Origin of the sequence: Glutamicibacter sp., from assembly GCF_035257265.1 — a bacterium.
In the GTDB taxonomy this organism is placed as follows: domain Bacteria; phylum Actinomycetota; class Actinomycetes; order Actinomycetales; family Micrococcaceae; genus Glutamicibacter.
Window position 1 is genome coordinate 116,024 of record NZ_DATEXC010000071.1, and the last position, 20,292, is coordinate 136,315.

15 protein-coding genes are annotated in these 20,292 nt (G+C 54.4%); 1 reads left to right on the forward strand and 14 read right to left on the reverse strand.

What is annotated here, in order from left to right:
* Window positions 1-11: 11 nt before the first annotated feature.
* From VJ369_RS18900 to VJ369_RS18925, 6 genes are all read right to left on the reverse strand, one after another.
* Window positions 12-416 carry a hypothetical protein gene (locus VJ369_RS18900; protein WP_324093538.1) on the reverse strand — a complete coding sequence of 135 codons (405 nt, stop codon included), beginning with the start codon at window positions 414-416 and terminating at the stop codon, window positions 12-14.
* A gap of 3,320 nt (window positions 417-3,736) precedes the next feature.
* The gene (trxA, locus tag VJ369_RS18905; protein ID WP_096255096.1) at window positions 3,737-4,060 is read right to left on the reverse strand and encodes a thioredoxin; all 324 of its coding nucleotides are present in this window, start codon (window positions 4,058-4,060) and stop codon (window positions 3,737-3,739) included.
* A gap of 26 nt (window positions 4,061-4,086) precedes the next feature.
* Entirely contained in the window at window positions 4,087-5,055 is a 969-nt protein-coding gene (gene trxB, locus VJ369_RS18910) for a thioredoxin-disulfide reductase (protein ID WP_324093539.1), read from the reverse strand.
* Between the two features lie 100 nt (window positions 5,056-5,155).
* Window positions 5,156-6,778, reverse strand: a complete 1,623-nt coding sequence (locus VJ369_RS18915) for a hypothetical protein (RefSeq protein ID WP_324093540.1) — start codon at window positions 6,776-6,778, stop codon at window positions 5,156-5,158.
* Between the two features lie 98 nt (window positions 6,779-6,876).
* On the reverse strand, window positions 6,877-8,634 hold the full coding sequence (murJ, locus tag VJ369_RS18920; protein WP_324093541.1) for a murein biosynthesis integral membrane protein MurJ: 1,758 nt from the start codon (window positions 8,632-8,634) through the stop codon (window positions 6,877-6,879).
* Complete coding sequence (locus tag VJ369_RS18925; protein ID WP_096255102.1) at window positions 8,618-9,157, reverse strand: NUDIX domain-containing protein; 540 nt, start codon at window positions 9,155-9,157, stop codon at window positions 8,618-8,620. The genes murJ and VJ369_RS18925 overlap by 17 nt, the downstream gene beginning before the upstream one ends.
* 124 nt (window positions 9,158-9,281) lie before the next feature.
* Between VJ369_RS18925 and VJ369_RS18930 the strand changes: the two genes are divergently transcribed.
* Entirely contained in the window at window positions 9,282-10,733 is a 1,452-nt protein-coding gene (locus tag VJ369_RS18930) for a CCA tRNA nucleotidyltransferase (RefSeq protein ID WP_324093542.1), read from the forward strand.
* A 911-nt stretch (window positions 10,734-11,644) separates the two neighbouring features.
* Here VJ369_RS18930 and VJ369_RS18935 read toward each other — a convergent pair.
* The 8 genes from VJ369_RS18935 to VJ369_RS18970 form a co-directional block, all read right to left on the reverse strand.
* Window positions 11,645-12,730, reverse strand: a complete 1,086-nt coding sequence (locus VJ369_RS18935) for an inositol-3-phosphate synthase (RefSeq protein WP_324093543.1) — start codon at window positions 12,728-12,730, stop codon at window positions 11,645-11,647.
* Between the two features lie 294 nt (window positions 12,731-13,024).
* Window positions 13,025-14,257, reverse strand: coding sequence for a DUF6716 putative glycosyltransferase (locus tag VJ369_RS18940; protein ID WP_324093544.1), 1,233 nt, complete (start codon window positions 14,255-14,257; stop codon window positions 13,025-13,027).
* An 8-nt stretch (window positions 14,258-14,265) separates the two neighbouring features.
* Window positions 14,266-15,279 (reverse strand): hypothetical protein, encoded by a 1,014-nt coding sequence (locus VJ369_RS18945; RefSeq protein WP_324093545.1) that lies wholly within the window; start codon window positions 15,277-15,279, stop codon window positions 14,266-14,268.
* Between the two features lie 8 nt (window positions 15,280-15,287).
* Window positions 15,288-16,631: a polysialyltransferase family glycosyltransferase gene (locus VJ369_RS18950; protein ID WP_324093546.1), complete on the reverse strand. Its 1,344-nt coding sequence runs from the start codon at window positions 16,629-16,631 to the stop codon at window positions 15,288-15,290.
* The gene (locus VJ369_RS18955; RefSeq protein ID WP_324093547.1) at window positions 16,628-17,614 is read right to left on the reverse strand and encodes a glycosyltransferase family 2 protein; all 987 of its coding nucleotides are present in this window, start codon (window positions 17,612-17,614) and stop codon (window positions 16,628-16,630) included. The genes VJ369_RS18950 and VJ369_RS18955 overlap by 4 nt, the downstream gene beginning before the upstream one ends.
* Before the next feature lie 82 nt (window positions 17,615-17,696).
* Window positions 17,697-18,590 (reverse strand): N-acetylneuraminate synthase family protein, encoded by an 894-nt coding sequence (locus tag VJ369_RS18960; protein ID WP_324093548.1) that lies wholly within the window; start codon window positions 18,588-18,590, stop codon window positions 17,697-17,699.
* Window positions 18,591-18,622: 32 nt separating this feature from the next.
* On the reverse strand, window positions 18,623-19,795 hold the full coding sequence (locus VJ369_RS18965; protein WP_324093549.1) for an acylneuraminate cytidylyltransferase: 1,173 nt from the start codon (window positions 19,793-19,795) through the stop codon (window positions 18,623-18,625).
* Between the two features lie 120 nt (window positions 19,796-19,915).
* Window positions 19,916-20,191, reverse strand: coding sequence for a DNA gyrase subunit A (locus VJ369_RS18970; protein WP_324093550.1), 276 nt, complete (start codon window positions 20,189-20,191; stop codon window positions 19,916-19,918).
* Window positions 20,192-20,292 lie beyond the last annotated feature (101 nt).

The window sequence follows — 20,292 nt, forward strand, 5'->3', positions numbered from 1 at the left end:
CACTGGCAGCATCATGGCTTGGCCATATCCGACGGGGTCCGTGGCTCGGGGAACCACAGATCCTTTTGCGCTGCTTTCACAGGATCGTGCACAAGGCGGTCTACTGGGTGCACGCTGGTGTATTCTGGCCGGATCTGCGCGATGCGGTTCTTCAGCGTGGAGATTGAATTCTGCCACCCGATAGGTTCTGCGACGACCGTTGCTGGCATGCGGGGGTATTCACACAATAGTTTCCGGATTTCCGGTTCGTAAGAACCCACGATGGACCCGCGACCCGTGCACTGGTATTTTGGTGGTTCCGCTGGGGCCAGCGCTGTCCGGATGGTGTTTCGTGCGATGCCAAGACGACGCGAGATCTCCTTGATAGGCACGCCTTCTGCGCGATGCAGCCGACGGATCTCTTCCCACTGTTTCACAATAATCACTCCCTCAGAATGACTGTTGAATGTCCCCGGTGGGGTCAGTTTTCAAAAGTCGTTCAAGGGTCAGTATTCAGTTAGCGCTGGCTGAAGCCGTCGAGGTCATCACAGGGGTGCAATTTACGTGTAGCAATAATTGGTACTCCGTCGCTTTCACCGTAGTGTCCTAGTGCAGTCAGTGAGGCATCAAGGATTGGCAAAGGGGTTCAGTGACGGAGAATAGTGAGTACTCGTAGGGCTGGGTACCACTGGATATTGGTTTTGGAGATCATCAAGATTGCCGTCGGGGATCAACGACTCCGGGCTTGGCAGCTTACCATTTGCCGTCAACGGTTCAATCACTGTTCAACGCCTTGGTATTTGCACTCAGGCGCTGGTTTTCGCTCTCGATACAGATCGTTTGTTAGTGGTTATGAGCTGATGTGGCGACTGGGACCAGTCCGCAGGGTTCCAGACCCCGGCGTGAATACTGCGAGCACGACTGTGTTGTCCGTCGATCCAAAGTGAAGTTCCGGGTGTTCCACGAACATCTGGTGGAGTTCGAAGATGGGCAGTGATTGGCAACTGCTATCAGGACGTGTGCCATGTACCTGGAAAGAAGAGTCGTTCACGGTTCTCACGAACGCTTCGCGTAGCTCTCAGCTACAACCATCCGGCTTCCAGGTGGTGCCGTACGAAGGTAATATCATTGGCTCCTGACCAGGAAAGTATCCAGGCTATTTTCTAAATACCCTTGGCAGTTGGTAAGAAGTTAGCAATCGAGGCTCGCTTGCCTGAGCACGAAGGACAGTTAGAGGAAGACTTTAAAGCGATGGCACCGGATGGCTGCAATGGGTTCAAATCTATTTTTTGTTGAAGGCTGGATCTTCCCATGTAGTTTTTGAATCCAATCCGCTGGTCGCAAATGATTCCGCGGCTTTTTCTAATCAAGTCCGTCAGTGAATTCAACGTGAGCAATATTGGGTGAAGCTTGAAGAATATGCTCGTTACAGATGCCAGTGATCGTTGATTGCGTAGCCATCACTAGATGTCTATAACCAGAAGAGTCGCCGTGAAGATCTGCTCGCTACGACCGACAACGAACTAACTAAGTTGGTCTTGAGCTAATCTCCGCAGTCAGGGGACGATCACCGGAAAGTCCGAAGCCAGCATCGAATTAGGGCCAAAGAATGACTGATTACGGAAATAGGGCTAAGGCATCTGCAAGATATAGTCTCCGAAGAGTCCATAGAGCCCCACGTAGACAAAAGGGGCACGGTTTCATTTACCTAGTTCCTCTTGGCCGCACATGTGGTTTACCGGAAGCCAACAGACGATTCATGACCTTCATCAAGAGATTATTGTAGCGTTCGAGCCTGTGTCCGCCTACATAGTCGAGGCGTTGTTATGGACTACTAGGTGGGGATACTCAGATAGCCGGAAGCCTGAAGGTCAAGATTTATTGGTCATTTTCATGCCTGGCCCTTATCGACTACTAGCCATGCCCATAAATGCGAAGGTATTTCGGTTCTGTCACGTTACTAGAGAAGCGTAATTTTCGAAGGATGTTGTAGCTGATTAATTGTTGCACTTTTCTTACTCTTTATACCTGTTGCACCTCGGGGGAGTGTTTCACGTGAAACAAACACCTGTCCGTTGGAGCGAGACGAAGCCTAGGGCGAATTCGATGCGGCTATCTCTTGCTAAGTTTCACGTGAAACATTTTGTGCGTATCTAATCGAGGAGAATTTCCCGGGTGACTATCTGGCGCTTGAGAACCTTCCAGTATTTACGAGCAGTGGCGCTGCCTCATTGTTCATTCATCATCGACATCCATACAACTCGATTCAGCGATGGTCCGAATTTTCTGACATCCGATTTATGGCAGGATAATCGCGGACATGGGGACTTCCATGTTGTCCATAAACACCGTTTCAAGGAGTAAATTATCTCCAAGTTTGAACTGGCAACCTCGGTCTGGACAGCCACGACCATTGAGATATCGGCATCCTCCAGATGGGTTTGCCGCAGCAAGGGTCGATTCAGGGATTAAGATGTGGAGCCGCATTCTGGTGGTCACCCTTCACCAGCTCATTGGGCCCGATAATCGCGGTAGTTTCACCAACAGGCATTTATTTTCGGTGGGTACGAAACTAGCAGAGAGGCTAAACGCCGACGCGCTTAAACCAGCAATCAATGAGTTGATTGCAGCGGGTATTTTAATTCCATAGACGGTGTTCTGAGAACGGGTCGAAGATGCCCATATAGACCCATGGCTCAACGTCTATTTGGAAGATGAGACTTTGCCAAAGAGAACCGTCGGCTTCTGTTCTGTAGAGCCAAAATTTGGGGAAGTCAGCACGTCTGCGAAAATGTCGCGTCCATCAAGTAATGCGTTGAAGGCAACTCCGGACGGGGACTACCTTTCCAATAGCGATCAATGGCGGATGGTTACGAGCCGAGTCTGACAGATTAAAATACAACTGAAACGCACATGTGGGAGGCATGAGCGCTGCGACCTGAGCAGACGAGGACTATTCTTCATAGCTTCACAATGTCCAGTGTCAGCGTGAAACAGTGATACCAGATTTCGGATTCTTAGGACCGCCTATTGCCGTCGGAGATCGGTACCTCCTTGCGTGGGCGCCAGCGGCCTCCCACTGGCCTAATCTGTTCCTGAACGGCGCCGATCTTCTTGCGTTACGTGTTCTTTGGGGTTCAGATCCGGATGGGGTGCCGGAGGGCCCGTCTGCGGACACTTCGTGTAGAACACGCAAGGCAGGCCGCAACATCGTTCCCTAGACGCGAGCCGCCTCCGGAGGGGATTCTCCACGGGGTCCCTGCCAGGCAAAAGCTCCGCTATCAACACCAGGATGGAGGCCGCCTTGCGCTTACCGTGGTTGGCAGTGCACGGAAGCCTGCAAGGGCGACCGGTCCAGACCAAACCTGCTCACGTCGCGACATCGCCCACCATCCTTCCGGTTGAGTGGCTCCCTGCAACGCCGATGGTGGCTCCCACGGAGAATGTTCTCGTTGTCCCGCGATGGTCCTCATACGCAATATTGTTGGATACCATACGAGCAAATATTCAGTTGTGGGGGATGAGATGCAAGGGGACTAAGTTGGGCTACTGAGAATTGACGATTTTACCTGGGGCCGAGAAGATGACTCTCGATATCAGGAAGATTATGGGTAACGAAATCAAAATCCATTGTTATCCTTCCAAAAGTACCAAATAGCGATTCCCTGAGCTCATGACCGTGGCCGTGACCATGTGTAGGGATGAAAATAGGCGTTGAACTCGAAAGTTCAACGCCTATTTTGAAACAACTAAGGATTTACAGGTATTCAGCAAAATCCTTCTCAATGACAGCCTTTGGCTTGGCACCGATTGAGGTCGCTACGTGCTCGCCACCCTTGAAAACGTATACAGCAGGAATACTAGTGATTCCGTACTTAGCAGCAATGCTCTGGTTCTCGTCAACGTTGATCTTTACGACATCAACCTTTGCAGCATGCTCTTCAGCAATCTGGTCCAGGATTGGACCAAGCTGACGGCAAGGACCGCACCACTCTGCCCAGAAGTCGACGATGACTGGCTTTTCGGCATCCAGAACTTCTGCCTGGAAGGTTGCTTCAGTTACTGCCTTAGCGTTACTCATTTGAGTGAACCCCTTTCTGAGAAATATTAGTTACTGGCCTTGGCCGGAGTTTTGATGTTTGCCAAGTAGTGTTCGACATCCTGAGCAGCAGCGCAACCGGAAGCCGCAGCGGTGATTGCCTGACGGTAGGTCGAATCGATGACATCGCCGGCGGCATAGACACCAGGTAATGAGGTGCGGGAAGAGCGTCCGTCGACGGCAATGGTTCCTTCGGAAGTCAGCTCTAGCTGATCCTTGACGAGGTCCACGCGTGGATCGTTACCGATTGCAACGAAAATACCGGTGACATCCAGAGTGGATTCTTCTCCGGAGTTACGGTTCTTGATTACAAGGCCACTGACCTTATCCTCACCGTTGATGCCGATGACCTCGGAGTCCCACACAAACTCAATCTTTTCGTGTGCGAGTGCTCGATCAGCCATGATCTTCGAGGCGCGCAGTTCGCTGCGACGGTGAACTACGATCACCTTTGCGGCGAACTTGGTCAAGAACAAAGCTTCTTCCATGGCGGAGTCGCCACCGCCAATGACGGCGATAGTCTGGTCGCGGAAGAAGAAACCGTCGCAGGTTGCGCACCATGAGACGCCGTGGCCCGAGAGGCGCTTCTCGTCAGAGAGCCCCAATTCGCGGTAAGCAGAGCCAGTAGAAACGATCACAGCGTGGGCGCGGTAAACAGTGCCATCGGCCAGTGACAGGGTCTTGATCTCGCCGTCGAGCTGCATCTCGGTAACATCATCAAAGAGAACCTCGGCGCCGAAACGCTCGGCCTGCTTCTGCATATTGTCCATCAAGTCCGGGCCCATGATTCCTTCAGGGAAGCCCGGGAAGTTTTCAACGTCCGTGGTGTTCATTAGTTCGCCACCGGCAGTGACCGATCCGGCGATAACCAATGGATTCAGATTCGCACGCGCGGTGTAAATCGCTGCGGTATAACCCGACGGGCCGGAACCGACGATGATTACGTCGCGGATTTCGTCGTTCTGTACTGAAGTCACGGGGATAGAACCCTTTCGTTCTAATAATGCGAGGTGGATAGTAAGGTCTAACCTCACTATCCACCTCAACGCATTGCTATGGTAAAAAATTCCGCCACTGTTACTTCGCGGAGAACTCGCCAATCTGTAGACCCCATGGACGGGATGCATTGGCACCCGAAGCACGGCGTGGAAGATCGGTGACGTTGAGGAACACGTGGGAACCGGCAAGATAGTCGGTTTCATCGCCCTTGACCGGGATGGAGATCGAAGGACCGGAGAACGAACCCTTCGCAACCGACTTAGCATCGCCAAGATCATCGGACTTGCCAACAAGGACTTCATAATCTCCACCGGTGGCGTTCAGGCCCTCGAGGTTGATTTCCTTGATTGCTGATTCTTCTTCGAGATCCAAGATGAAGACCATATTTGAAGCGAAGCCACCGAAATTGCTCGTGGTGTACGAGTAAGTCTTGTAGGTACTCGACGGATTGCCATCGGTCATATCCTTCAAGGTGTTATCAGTTTCGGCGTTGAGCTGCTGATTACCTGGCACTAAGCGGGATACACCATCAACCTTAGGAGCAGGTAGCGAAGGCTCTGCAGGGGTCTCTGAGGTTTCCTTGGAAGGTTCTGCTGCCGACTCGGTAGGTGTTGCGGGGGCATCAGCCGTATTATCCTTGCCAGCTCCACCGAGGAAGTTGAAGGCGAAGACGATACCAATAACTAAGACTGCAACCAATACTGCTCCGACAAGTAGACGAACTCCCTTTGAGGTGCCCTCGTCTTCTTCGTCTTCGACTGGCTCAGGAATATCTTGTGCCGGGACACCCTTGGCGGCCGCAGGGAAGGTCGAAGCTTTTGGTGCCGAGGCAACCGCAGCAGCGCCAGCAGCAGCACCGACACCAGCGGCGGCAGCCTTCTTCTGAGCGGGCTTCTTAGGTTCTTCCGTCTGTGGCTCAGCTTTTTTAGGTTCAGCCTTTTTCGGTGTATCGCCCTTGGACTGAGCAGCTGCCGCGAGGGCCGCGGTAGCAGTTACGTTGGGTTCCTTGTCGTCATCCAGACGTGTCACCTTAGGCTTTGGAGCCTCGGTGTTCTTGCTCGATGGAGTGACTGGGGTAGCAACAGTTGGTGTAGCGACCTGAGTATTAGGTGCTGTCTGGTCGCCGGTATTTTCTTCAACGTACGAATCTTCGTCATCGAAGGATTCCGCGGGGGCAGTGTTTTTGCGACTGAAACGATTCTTTAGTCCAGCAAACCCACTACTCAGCGCGTTTCCAACCTTGCCCTGTTCTTCTGGCTCATCCTCATAACGCAGCTGATCGTAGTACTCAGCGTCGTCCGCATAGGTTTCAGGGACCGACTGACGGGATTCACCGAAGATTTCGGTTCCCAGAGTGTCGGTGAAAAACGGCTCTACGTACGGTGCGTCCTGAGCTTCAAGAACCAAATCTAGGAGGTCCGCCGAACGTGCGACATTCGCTACCAAATAGCTTTGATTAGTTTCGGTAATTCCCAGATCCAGGACCTGGACGTTTGCCTGACGCTCACCCATGGCGATTTCTCGCGCACTGGTAGCGAGCTGGGAGGAGTTAGTCGCTGATGCGACCACGATGCTGACCGATCGGTTGAGCACCTGATCGATGCCACCCAGCACCAGATCTCCCTCGGCGGTGGTCAAAACGGATTCGGTGACCTGGTAACGACCGCTAAGGACGGAACCGACATCGATGGGCTGCGACACGTGCATCTCCAAGGTTTGATTGCTTCGAACGGCAGGCTGACCTACCATCTTTCATGTTACCTGCCCAAAGACGTCATTCGTTGGTCATTTGAGCAGAATCACCGCTTAGTGAGACCCGGAATTCTGCGCACCAGTGGTCCGAGGAACCCGGCGAGCTCAGGGACTTTAGTGCGGTGCAATAGGAACACGAAGGCGACTGCCATAACAAGCCCCACGATACAGATGGTGACGACGGCACTCAATAGTGAATCGTAGGCAAATCCGAAGTTAAAACCACCCAAAAGGGCTAACGGCACACAGCCGATGATGGCTGCTAGCGTGGCCATCCAGCCGATACGAATGTAGGTATCGATGACGGTGCCAACGCCGTAGTCACCATATCTGCGTTTGATCAGATAGTGCGTGATCAATGCGGAAATGACGTTAGTGATTCCGTAAATAAAGGCAATGGCCGCCGCGATATGAACTGGATTGATCAAGAAATACGCCAACACCGCGCCGATCAACCCAATGAGGGCAATGCTGCTTTGGATAAGCATCGGAGTCCGGGTGTCTTCGTCGGCAAAAAATACGCGCAGCATAAAGAACTGCAGGGATTTGAAGGGAAGGCCCAGAGCGGTCAGCACCAGAAGTTGACCGATCGCCGCGGCCGCTGCAATCGAATGTTCCGAGTTACCCGCGAAGAGCCGACCCAAAGGGCCAGCCAAAACGATGAAAACCAGGGTGCAGAAAATTATCGGGATCGCGGTGGAGCGCATGCCCTGGTTCAGTAGCGGACCGATATCTTTGCGACGTTTGTCGGCGAAGGCGCGCGTGAAGTCATTGAACAACACCGTGGCGACAGTCAGGGCGAAAAGCGAGTGGGGGAGTACCGTGATGAGCTGTGAGGTATTCAGTGCGTATTCGCCGGCTACCGAGGCTGCTTGCTCAGCACTGAGCTCGGTACGGGCGGCTGTCGCTCCGGAAACAATTTTTGAATAAATTAACGACGAGATATTGCCGATGACCATTGCAGCGAGCGTCCAAATAGCCAGTCGGCCGACGTGGCGTAAGCCCATACCGCGCCATGAAAAATCGAATTGAAGCTTGAGGTTGATTTTTTTCAGTGGCCACAACAACACCAGCGATTGCATCAAAATGCCAAGAGTTGCGCCACCGGCAAGCCAGACGGTTTTTCCGGTGCTCCAGGTGTCCATTGGATTACCCGTGGAGTAGGCGCCAAATACGATGATGAACGAGCCAATAACCAACAATTGAATGAGGTTGTTTACCGCTGGTGCCCACATAAACGCGGCGAACTTCCCGTGCGCATTGAGCACCTGGCCAAGTACCGCATACAGTCCGTAGAAAAACACTTGGGGCAAAGACCAATAAGCGAACGCGGTGCCCAGGGCAATCATCGGTTCGGTCCAGTTATTGGTTAACGCAACAATAATTGGACGTGCGCAGAGGGTGAGTACCAGAGTCAGTGCACCCATGACGACTACCGTGAGGGTGACCAGCTTCGAGGTATAGGCCGCACCGCGATCTTTGGCCTTGGAAGCCTTGATGAGCTGTGGGATGAGTACAACGTTGAAAATACCGCCGGCTAACAACATGAAGATGATCGTCGGAATGACGTTGGCCTTCTCGAAAATATCGGCCACCGAGGTGACCGAGCCGATAGCCATGGCAAGCATTGCGGTACGCACAAAGCCAAGAATTCGGGACACCAACGTGCCTGAAGCCATGAGAGCGTAGGTCGTTGATCGCCCGCCGGAGTCCGGCACTGGGGGAGCCGCTGGTTCCGTTACCTGCTCAAGGGCTCCAGTGTGTGGCTGATCGGAGCCTGGCTGTGGCTTAGGAACCTGAGACATACTTCGTTAGGACCTCACGTGCCAGGTCTGCGATCCGGCGTTCATTTGGGAAGGAAAGGCGTTTACCGAGCGAATTTAATGGAATCCACGCAACATCAACGGCTTCATGATCGGGATCATTCTCGATCGTGAGGTGGCCGCCGGTGGCTTCCAAAAGGAAATGGTGCACGGTTTTATGTACCCGGTAGTTAGTTACTGTGAACCAATAATCGACGGAGCCGAGCGGAGCAAGAATACGACCGGCAATGCCGGTTTCTTCTTCAATCTCCCGGATAGCCGCTTCTTCGTTCGTTTCTTCGCCCTCAGGATGCCCCTTAGGCAGGCACCATTCCAAGCGCCCACCACGGTTATATCGGGCGATGATTGCTACCGGAAAATCGGGGTTATCAAAGTCGATAACAATGCCACCGGAGGAGACTTCTTCGACCGTAGGAAGCGCCTGAGGACCGCCGGGTGCCTGCGCAGAAGCCATTGACGCAGTCAATGGGGTGCGCTTTGGGGCAGACGGGATCGGACGGTTCATGCAACCACTCTATCGAGTTTTTGGTGATCTATACCTTAGCGACTTGGACAAGAGAGCTATCTCGCAAGGAACTTCGGTGATTTTTCAAGCGAGATCACCAGAAATCTGGCACGCTTAAGGAACTATGCACGCACTTCCATCTCATGACGCCCTGCGCCAGATCCTGCCTTCGGTCATTTTTGAACTAGCCGACCGTTTTGTTCGCGCCGGATTTGAGATCTCTTTGGTGGGTGGTCCGGTACGCGATTTGTTTCTTGGACGTGTCTCGCCCGACCTGGATTTCACCACGAGCGCTACACCTGAGCAGACGGTCAAAGCAATCTCTGGCTGGGCCGACAATATCTGGGATGTGGGTCGCGAGTTTGGAACCATTGCCCTCAAGAAAGACGGATTCACCCTAGAAGTCACGACCTATCGCGCAGATGCCTATGACAAGGATTCGCGTAAGCCTATTGTCGCTTTTGGTGATAATCTCCGTGATGATCTCTTCCGCCGGGACTTCACCATGAATGCAATGGCCTTACGACTGCCAGATCTGGAATTAGTGGATCCTTTTGACGGAGTTGATTCACTACGTGAAGGACTCATCCGCACTCCAGGATCTCCTGATATCTCGTTTTCTGATGATCCCTTAAGAATGATGCGCGCCGCGCGCTTTGCATCTCAACTTCGCATCGAAGTTTCGCCAGAGGTACGCCAGGCCATGGCCGAGATGACCGAGCGTATCGATATTATTTCCGCCGAACGCGTCCGCGATGAATTGGTCAAGTTGATCAATGGCGCGGACCCTCGATCTGGCATTGATTTACTGGTCGACTCTGGTCTGGCCGACAAGGTACTGCCAGAGGTTTCGGCGTTGCGTTTAGAAATCGATGAACATCATCGACACAAGGATGTCTATCAGCATTCACTGACGGTGCTCGAACAAGCAATTGGGCATGAAACCGAGAGCGATGGCGCGGTCCCAGGGCCAGATTTCATATTGCGTTTTGCGGCTCTGATGCATGATGTCGGCAAGCCTGCAACGCGAAAATTTGAGCCCAATGGGGCGGTGTCTTTCCGTCACCATGACATGGTCGGCTCCAAGCTAGTGAAGCAGCGTATGCGCGCTCTTCGCTTCGACAAGGACACGACAAAATCAGTAGCGCGCCTAGTCGAGTTGCATATGCGCTTTTATGGATATGGTGAAGCCGGCTGGACCGACTCAGCGGTACGCCGCTACGTGACAGATGCTGGCGACTTACTAGAGCGTCTGCATCGGTTAACCCGCTCAGACGTCACGACTAGAAACCGTCGCAAGGCAGAACGCCTAGGTTTCGCATATGACGATTTAGAGACGCGTATCGCAGAAATCACGGAGCAGGAAGAGCTGAATGCTATTCGGCCAGACCTCAACGGGGAACAGATCATGTCCCTACTGGGGATAAAGGCAGGGCCAGTGGTGGGCCGGGCTTATAACTTCATGTTGAACTTGCGTTTGGATGATGGACCGCTGGGCGAAGAAATAGCTGGGCAGCGCCTGCAGGCTTGGTGGGCTGAGCAACCTGAATCTCAAGCAGGAGAACACGATAAGTAGTCCACACACTTTGGTGTTGGGGTCGTTTTGAGCATCGCTCGAAACGACCCCAACGCATTTAATGAAACTTACTTAAGAATTTTTCCCTTTCGCTGGCACTCACGGCATTCACCATGTATGCTAAATATTGTGATTGGGAAGTCTCAATGAGATTTGCGGATCAAAAAGAAAATACACAGAGAATCTCGTGCTTTTGCATGATCGATTCGGACAGATATTTAGGAGGTGGGAAACGTGATTACGAATTCAATTATTTGGAACGATGGCGGCAAGCGATCAGGCAATATGACCTTTACGCATCGCTGGTTCGGCTATGCCGCACGCCATGGCGTTTCCTCTGCCTCCGGAATAATGGATTCCTAGAACTTCTACGAATTCAATCAAAAGTTCCTGAGGCAGTCAGTCAGTAATCGACATTCTCCCTTAGGAACTTTTTCATGTCTGCTCCACTTTTTGACAGCACCACCCAACGGGCTGTTCGGACCTCGGAACTCATCTTCGCTGGTCCTGAAAGCCTCAAGGCTCGCGCAGTTTCAACCACGCGCCAAGACCTTCCCAGCCCTTCGATTCATTTGGAAGGGAGGGAAAAATAATGAGAAAGCGTTTAGGCAAAAACCCGAAGCCATTGGACAAGACTGAGTTCAACCGTCTACTGCGACAACGGGAATTGGTTAACCATGTGCCACCAGAAATGTACTTCCGCATCCGGTAGTTCCAAACGACGCCATTACCGTTGATTGGAATCACTGGAAAAGAGGTAGAAAATGAATTCGCAAGTAATTGCACAGAGGCCCGCCGGCCTTTCCGCCGGCGGGCTTCTCCGCGTCTTGAGACAGAAAACAAAAAGCAGGGTTCGGAAATCTAAAATTTCCAAACCCTGCTTTGGTTAGTGCAGAACTAACTCATAAAATTTAGCGCTCGACATCCCCGCGGATGAAGGCTTCAACCTTCTGGCGGGCAGTTTCGTCGTCGTACTGCTCCGGTGGCGACTTCATGAAGTAGCTCGAGGCCGAGAGGATCGGTCCACCGATACCGCGGTCAAGCGCGATCTTGGCTGCGCGGACAGCATCAATGATGACGCCAGCGGAGTTTGGTGAGTCCCATACTTCCAGCTTGTATTCCAAGTTCACTGGAGCGTCGCCGAAGTTGCGGCCCTCGAGGCGCACAAACGCCCACTTGCGGTCATCTAGCCACGCTACGTAGTCACTTGGGCCGATGTGAACATCGTCAGCGGTGAGCTTGGCAGAGGTATTTGAGGTGACGGCCTGAGTCTTGGAGATCTTCTTGGATTCAAGGCGCTCGCGCTCGAGCATGTTTTTGAAGTCCATGTTGCCACCGACGTTTAGCTGGTAGGTGCGGTCAAGCACTACGCCGCGGTCCTCGAAAAGTTTGGCCATCACGCGGTGCGTGATGGTGGCGCCAATCTGAGATTTGATGTCGTCACCAACAATAGGCACGCGTGCATCGGTGAATTTCTGAGCCCACTCTGGAGTGCCGGCAATGAAGACAGGCAAGGCGTTAACAAATCCAACGCCCGCGTCGATGGCGCACTGTGCGTAGAATTTTGCGGCGGCTTCGGAACCCACTGGCAGGTAGCAAACCATGACGTCTACCTTGTTGTCCTTCAACGTCTGGACGACATCGACAGGCTCGGCGGTGGACTCTTCAATGGTCTCGCGGTAGTACTTGCCCAAACCATCCAGGGTGTGGCCACGAAGCACGGTCACACCGGTGTTTGGCACGTCTGCGATTTTGATGGTGTTGTTCTCGCTGGCGAGGATTGCTTCAGATAGGTCGAGCCCGACCTTCTTAGCGTCAACATCGAATGCCGTTACGAACTCCACGTCACCAACGTGGTATTCGCCGAATCGGACGTGCATCAGACCCGGGATAGAGGCATTTTCGTCGGCACTTCGGTAGTACTCGACACCTTGGATAAGGGATGTAGCGCAGTTGCCCACGCCAACAATGGCAACGCGAATCGGGTTCGCCGACACATGAACTCCTAAAGAAATATACAAAGCTGTGGGCAAAATGGCCGCGCGAAAGCACAGTCTATTAATGGGCCCTTAATGATCTTAAGACCTTTTGGTCAAGAAACATTCCCAAAGTGCTAGTAATCACCGGAGAAGTCGCAGAGCACGAGGAGATATCTGTTCTTTAACGGATGCAATGCTAGACGGTGGGCTCACGCTAGTACGTAAATATGTACAGGTGTAAACTATGCGTAACACATTACAGGTCTTGTAGCTTGAGGATAAATCGTCAGTAAGTACTGAAAATGTGGTGACTCATGACGATGATCTAGTGCTCGACTGGTGGGATAAGCGCAGTTGTTTGCGAATTTTTAATAGAACCTTCAGCAAGGGTGTCGGAAGCGCCGTACGTACCCTCTGGCGAAGTGGCTGGTGCTTAATGAGCGCCAGTATTTCGGGATCTGTTTTTAGCTGACCGTCGCGCGCTCGCCGCGCAAGGATCATCAACGACTCATTAAAAGTGTTGTCCACGCGGTGAAAGTAGTTTTCGCGTAGCCATGGTTTATTCGCTGGAGAGAAGTTTAAGGTTTCGAGATCATCCAAGCTTCCAAGTATCCCAGAACTCTCAAAAACAACGTTGATCATTTCGGCGTTTACCCCAAAGTCCGAAAGAACCATGGTAGGTAGTCCGCGATCGAGAGACTCGAGAGCGGCGGTCGAAGAGACCGTCACCAGGGCGCTTTCTTTGCTCAGAGCTTCGGCCATACTGCCGGTAACAAATTGTAGATGTGTGACTTTACCTAGCGTGCCCGCGCGTACAAGTTGCTCAAAGAGTAAATCGTAGGGGTGTGCCTCGAGGTGTGTCTGTGGTTCTCCTGCTCGGGCGCGAAGTTTGACCAGTACCTCTAACCCGGGGTTAAGTCTGGCAGCGCGCTCGAGCGAGATGAGAATCTGTTCTCGTTCTTCTTTGCCAAAAGGAACCTTCGCCTGCGGTGCGAACACTAGGCGTTTGATGGGTCCTGAAATTTGAGCCGGGAAGCCCGTGGAGCGCAGAAAGGGAAGCTTGCTGACCATGATGGTGGGCTGATGTCCATCATCATCAAGATTCATAAAGGAAAAGTCACGAGCCTCTGCGTGTGAATGGCAGATAAATCCGTCGCCGGGGCGACGGTAGTTCCAACCCTTGCGTGTCGCCGGGAATGCAACTCCCGGAAGCGCAGAGATAAGCGCGGTTCGCCGATTATCAATCGGCTCCGTTCGCAGGATTCGAGCGTATAACTCGGCAACAACCGGACCCGTGGCGGCGGCGAAGACTAGATCTTCGCCAATAGTTTGCGAGTTGAACTGGTTTAACGCCAGCACTTCTAGATCTGCAGGGTCTAGATCGGTACCTTCAAAGGCAGCCAGGATCTGTTCGTCGGTAGGCATTACCGGGGTTCGGGCCAAAACAACACGACGATCCCAACCCGGACCAAGACGGTGCAGGAAGGTGGTGGCGAGCTTCAGATAAGAATCTGAATCCGCAACAGCTAAAACTGCTGGTTTCACGGTTCTGATCACACCTTCAGCGAACTGGACAGGTGATCGCGGAGATCTTGCGAGGTATCGGATGTCCACCAGTGATCTGGGACCGGCTGCGCGTAGAGGCTACGAGCTTCATTACCGAGCAATAAACGTAAGGAAGGAATAACTGTCGAAGGCAGAGCTCTGATCTCTTGTCCCGGGCGTAAATCCCGTAGACGCATCTCGATGGGAATGGTGTGTTGCTTCAGGATGACATTGGGTATTTGACGGAGTTCAGCGAGTATCTGTTCAGTTTCGCGGCGATGCGGAAAATAAGCGACGGGACCCTCCGCTGCAATGGAACGAATCCACTGGAGATAGGGTTCGGCATGAATAATTGAATCGGCGGCCATGGCCGAACCGATCAGCAACGTCGGCTCGGTGAAGCGTTCGGCGACGGGCTGGGTAGCCAGCCATTCAAAGCGATGCTGAGCAAACTTAATTCCCAACTCTTCCATACGATTTTTTAGCTGGGAGTCCACCTGCAAAGCAGAGACGATCAGTAGGCGCCCTTCTCTGGCCAAACCACGAAGTCGGTGCCACATAGCTAATCCCAGTGCGTGGCGTGCGGGAGTATTCTTGGCACGCGCGCGAACCAAAGGCGTCGGCTCCTCGCTCACCAACTGACGAATCAGTGCCAGGGTGGCCAGCCCGTCATCGATGATGACAACTTCCTTGGCTTTAACGCCGGTAAGCAGGGTGCGCTGGATCCGGCCCGAATAGGCATCGCCTGTTACGTAACGATCACGCGAAGAGTTCGGGTGTGGCGGACGTTTGGCTGCAGGCATGAAATGCAATCCGGCTGGCGAATTCTTTAGCAGTGCCCCGGTAGTTGCTTCTAAGGGCATGCCTCTCCTCGGAATGACGTAGACCTGGTCGCCAAGCAACCCTGCTGCATGTGTTTCCACGGCGGACAGCAATTGCAGGGGAGACTCAACCCATACATGGGCCGCGCCAAAGCGTGGCCGTGGCACCTCGTGAGTTTCGGGCTGGGAAATTTTCATCATCGTATCGTTCATTTTGCCAGTCGACTCAGGACCTTGGACATTCTGTCCAAGCCCCGCGAACCGCGACGCAATACGTGGCGGCCAGCCCCACGGACCTTTGCAGGTACCGACCGGCGCACCGGTAGGTGAGCCCAAGACGGTGGAAGTTCAAGTTTGGTGATGCGCCGACGTTTGAAGTGCGCTGAATACACACCATAATGTTCGGAGAGAAACTGTTCGGCACTCTCGCGCAACTGTGGAAGTTGTTTTGACTGCATGCAGTAGGAGACCGCAGCGAGCAGATTGCTGAGCATATCGATGTTTCCGGCTCGAGCGGGCACCGGAAGATCCTGCACAAAAAGACCGTGGATGATCGACAGCGGGATTCGGTTCGAATTCTCAAACGGAGCCAGTAACTGCAGCATTTTGGCGGTCCCCACCGCATGCACCTGAGTGTCGAGTACGTACTTTGCGGTCACTAGCGCGGTAGAGAAGCAAGAGATCACCAGCTGCGGTTGCGCGGCGAGAATGACAGTTTCTGCTAAATGATCAGTATCTAAGAGATGAAAGTCCAGTTGAAGATCCAACGCCCGTGCCCGCAACCGTGCCGCCGAGGTGGCACTGGCCGACGGGTGTGCCTTAAACAAAATCGTGTTCAAGCCACGGTCTTTGGCGGCCAAGAGCATCTGTTCGTGTAGATCAAGTTCTTCTTCTGCATCGACAAGACCCAGCGAGCCTAAGTACTGCCCAAGAATCAACGCTGCCCCCTGGGGAAGCTGCAACTCGGAACTCTCGGAAAGCTGTGCGAAGACTGCCTTCAGTGCGGTGCCCGGCAAAACTTGGCGCGGGGGTTGCTGCTCGGCGAGTAATTGCGGCTCGAGCCCCGGGACCAGATCCACGTGGATGGTTCCGGCTAGGCGCTGCGCGAGAGGGACCTGGAGCTTGTTACGGGTGGGACCGTAAGACATCAGGCCATCGGAGTGCACCCACAAGGCGGCGTCAAAGAAGATGCGCGCTAGGGCACGGGCCGGGTTGACCTGAATAGATTCAACGACCAGGGTGATTCGTTCATCGCCTAAGCCCCACGCATTGCGCAGCAAGCGTTCAAAAATCAGCAATTCATCTTCGCGCGGATTGAACTGGGCTGGGCGGCGCGGTGACACCAACGCCGCTAAGTCGACGACTCGGTCAAATCTTGCGGCGAGCTCTGCAAAGCCGGGTGTTTCGTCTAACGGTGTCGTCAGTTCGGGCAGCTGTGAACCATTGGCGAGTACCAGCACATATTCATCTGCCTGCGGCAGTAGTCCAGCATCGGCCATGGCGGCCAGGGAAGCTATTTGAAAATAGCTGCTGGCCTCGACTAAAGCGATCATTTAGCGGCCCCCACCTGAAGGAAGGAGAGAATATGACGACGGCGCGCAATATCCATTTCAAGTGCGACCTGTTGGGCCATATGAACGTCGATGGTGGTGAAGATCTTTCGTAGCTGCTGTTTCATTTCCAGCCGTACCTGAGGCGGATAGTTTTTGGCGCGTTTTTCGTGATGGCAGACGATCGCGAAGAACTGACGCATCGCCTTGGGAAGGTGCCGTTCCGCGTCCCGATGGGCACGCACCTCGTCGAGAATCCGCGCGTAGGCAGGAATGAAACCTAGTTGGCGTTCGTCAAAAACCTGGGTGAGCGAGCCGGGCAGCCCACGGCGGTAGAACACTCCAGGGTAGGAAACTACCGCATAACGGGTCGTGCGCAGGTGCAATTTCCACAGCCAGAGACGGTCCTCGGCGCTGTATAGATCTGCATCAAAGAAGTATGCGTCCACGGAGCGCATCAAATCGGTGCGGTACATGCCGGCCCAGACGAAGGCGTAGTCCACCATCGACGGCGAATCGATGGGTTCGATATCGTCTGCCGGGTTCAGCGGCAGGCCACGCACCGCCTGCGGGGCGCGGTGCAGCACCCGGTTGGTCCCTGTCACGCGCACATGGTCGGTGCGCACAAAGTCCACGTGCAGCTCTTCCAAGGCGGAGGCCAGGGTGGCTAGATGTTCCGGCGCATACCAATCGTCTGGATCAAGGAAGGTGAAAAATTCACCGGTGACCGCCTCAAGCCCGGCATTGCGGGCCGCGGAGACCCCAGAGTTTGCAGGCAGGCTGACAAGTTCGAGGCGCTCGAGCTTGTGCTGGTAGCCGAGCACCAGATTCGCGGTCTGATCGGTGGACGCATCGTCGACCACCAATACCTCTAATTCCCACTTGCCCAGTTTCTGTCTGGTCAGTGAGGTAAGGGCATCACAGATGTATTCCTCCTGGTTATAGGCGGGAATCACCACTGATATACGACCGGGGATCAAACTCATGGTTCCTTCTGGGCTAGGGGAGACAAAAAATAAACGGCGGTTGGACCCAATGGCGAGTCCAACCGCCGGATGTGCTCCGTGACTAGGCGTCGACGCGGCGCAGACGGCTTAGCGGTGCCAGCTCGCCTGGGAAGACCTTCTTGACGCCGTCACCCATGGCCTGCTCCAGGATGCGGATATCGCGGATCAGCGAGGCGAAGCCCTTTGGCTCCAGCGAGGAAGCCTGATCCGAACCCCACATGGTGCGGTCCAAGGTGATGTGGCGTTCTACGGTGACCGCACCCAGGGCAACGGCTGCCAGCGAGATCTGCAGGCCGCGCTCGTGGCCCGAGTAGCCTACTGGAACCTGGTAGCGCTCGCGCAAGGTCTCGACCATGCGCAGGTTTGCCTCTTCTGGAGGCAGCGGGTAGGTCGACGTAGCGTGCATCATGACCAGGTTTGAGGTACCGAGGGTCTCCACTGCCTTATCGATCTGCTCGATGGTGGACATGCCGGTGGACAAGATGATTGGCTTGCCAGTCTCGGCCAGGGCCTTGAGCAGCTCAATGTCGGTGACCGATGCGGAAGCAACCTTGTGGGTGACCGCGCCCTGTTCCTCCATGAAGTGCACCGACGGGATGTCCCATGGCGAAGCGAAAGCGTGCAGGCCCTTGGAGGCGGCGTAGGAGATGAGCTCCTTGTACTGTGCCTGGTCAAATTCGACGCGGTAGCGGTAGTCCAGGTAGGTCATGTCGCCCCATGGGGTGGAGCGGATCTTGTCACGCATATCCATCGGGGTGGAAATGTCTGGGGTGCGCTTCTGGAACTTCACGGCGTTGGCGCCGGCCTCGGCCGAGACATCGATCAGCTGCTTGGCGATTTCCATGTCGCCATTGTGGTTGATGCCGATCTCGCCGATGACGTAGACCTGCTGGCCGGAGCCGAGCAGGGAATCGCCGATAGCTACTGGCTTGATTTCGGTGTTCACGGAGGTCATTGACTTGCCTTTCATTGGGAAAACTTTGATTTTCAAACTTGGGGTGCGCAGCGGGCCGTGAGGACCAGCTCCGCGAGCTCACGGACCGCGCCGTTGCCGCCGGGACGGCTGAGGCGATGGCGTGCGGCTCGATGTACCTCGTCGCTGGCGTCGGCGACCGTAATCGGCCACCCCACCAGCGCCATCGGTGCCAGATCATTGATGTCATTGCCGACATAGGCCACGCGGGCCGGATTGATTTCTTCGTCGGCTAACCAGCGGTCCAAATATTCGGCCTTGTTGTCGATGCCGTGGGCGACCTCGACGTTCAGTTTTGCCGCGCGGGCGGCAACTACCGGGTTACGTTCCTTGGAGAGAATGAGGAACTTCACCCCGGCCGCTCGTAGCCGGGCTACGCCCATGCCATCGGAGCGTGAGACTCGCACGGTTTCTGTTCCGTGTTCGTCTACGTAGGCGGTATCCGGGGTATGTACCCCGTCGAAGTCGGTCACTACCGCGTCAACCAGGATGGGTTCGACCTGGCGTGGCACGCGCAATTGCGCCAACGCCAGATCTGCTTCGGTGTCGATGTCCATCCCGTGTTCTGCGGAGACTTCACAGATCCGCACTCGGCCGAAGAAGCGATGTTCTGCGGCCCGAAAACCTTCGGTATCCATCGCGTAGAACGCGCCGGTCTCTAACCAGCGGGCCTCGCGATCTTGGCGGCGCGGCCGGTTCGCCGCGTCATGTCCGCTGGAGACCGCTAGTCCTGCGGAGTCTGCGGTCCAGTGGAAACCGTGGTCGGCTACTGCGGCGAAGCTGACTTCGGCTTCCCCGTCGCGCACCGAGGCCACGGCAGCATCCAGATCCGCCGGATCGATCAGCGGGCTGGTGCACTGTATGAACAAGGTGATATCCGGAGTGTCGGAGACCTTGGACAAAACATCGAGAAGCACCGCTTCGCTGCTCGCCGTATCCCCGGCGATATCTGCCGGGCGGCTGATCACGGTGGCTCCGTAGGCGAGGGCCTCGGCCTTGATCTGTTCATGATCGGTGCTGACCACGACTTCGCTGACTGTCGTCGCAGAACGCGCCGCAAGGATGGCTCTGCCCACCAAGGAGATGCCCCCGATGGTGCGTAGATTCTTGAGCTTCACACCTTTGGATCCACCCCGTGCTGGGATGATCGCTAGGACGCTGGGCTTGTCGGTTTTACTCACATTCATGAGCTTAGGAAGCCGAGTTAGCCATCCGCCCTACAGCAGGTTAACGCAGGGTGAAGAGGAGATTTAGCTTGCTGAGAGAACCCTGAATGCCCATGTCATCGTATTTTTCTAGCGGTTTGTTTACCGGCGTGAGTCCAGTTCGGCGTATATCAGCGTCAAGTGCGCTGTAACTTTTTCGCGTTCGGCATCGCTGAAACGTCGTACCTGCATATCGAGAATGGCTCGAGCGCCCTCTTCGCTGACTCCTAGGAGCTTGTGCACTGCCGTAACCGCCGCATCGGTGGAAGGGGCATCCTTAATACATGCGAAGACGTCTTCACGATGGTCGATTCCTTGCACGAGTGCCCGGAGTATCCCTGCGCTTGCTTCCAAATTTTCTCGGCGTTGGCGATGCATAGTTGCATCCTGCCAGCTTCCGCCCGGCGGCGGTAGGGGGAGAATAACCGAACTAGCGGACTAAATGATGCAGTGCGGTGCCCGAGCAAACTAGGCTGGAG

Bases quoted from the DNA above. Each gene is read 5' to 3' on its own strand.
- VJ369_RS18965 (WP_324093549.1), bottom strand. From the start codon at position 19,795: ATGAATGTGAGTAAAACCGACAAGCCCAGCGTCCTAGCGATCATCCCA.
- VJ369_RS18945 (WP_324093545.1), bottom strand. From the start codon at position 15,279: ATGATGAAAATTTCCCAGCCCGAAACTCACGAGGTGCCACGGCCACGC.
- VJ369_RS18955 (WP_324093547.1), bottom strand. From the start codon at position 17,614: ATGAGTTTGATCCCCGGTCGTATATCAGTGGTGATTCCCGCCTATAAC.
- VJ369_RS18970 (WP_324093550.1), bottom strand. From the start codon at position 20,191: ATGCATCGCCAACGCCGAGAAAATTTGGAAGCAAGCGCAGGGATACTC.
- VJ369_RS18925 (WP_096255102.1), bottom strand. From the start codon at position 9,157: ATGAACCGTCCGATCCCGTCTGCCCCAAAGCGCACCCCATTGACTGCG.
- VJ369_RS18950 (WP_324093546.1), bottom strand. From the start codon at position 16,631: ATGATCGCTTTAGTCGAGGCCAGCAGCTATTTTCAAATAGCTTCCCTG.
- trxA (WP_096255096.1), bottom strand. From the start codon at position 4,060: ATGAGTAACGCTAAGGCAGTAACTGAAGCAACCTTCCAGGCAGAAGTT.
- VJ369_RS18930 (WP_324093542.1), top strand. From the start codon at position 9,282: ATGCACGCACTTCCATCTCATGACGCCCTGCGCCAGATCCTGCCTTCG.
- VJ369_RS18960 (WP_324093548.1), bottom strand. From the start codon at position 18,590: ATGACCTCCGTGAACACCGAAATCAAGCCAGTAGCTATCGGCGATTCC.
- murJ (WP_324093541.1), bottom strand. From the start codon at position 8,634: ATGTCTCAGGTTCCTAAGCCACAGCCAGGCTCCGATCAGCCACACACT.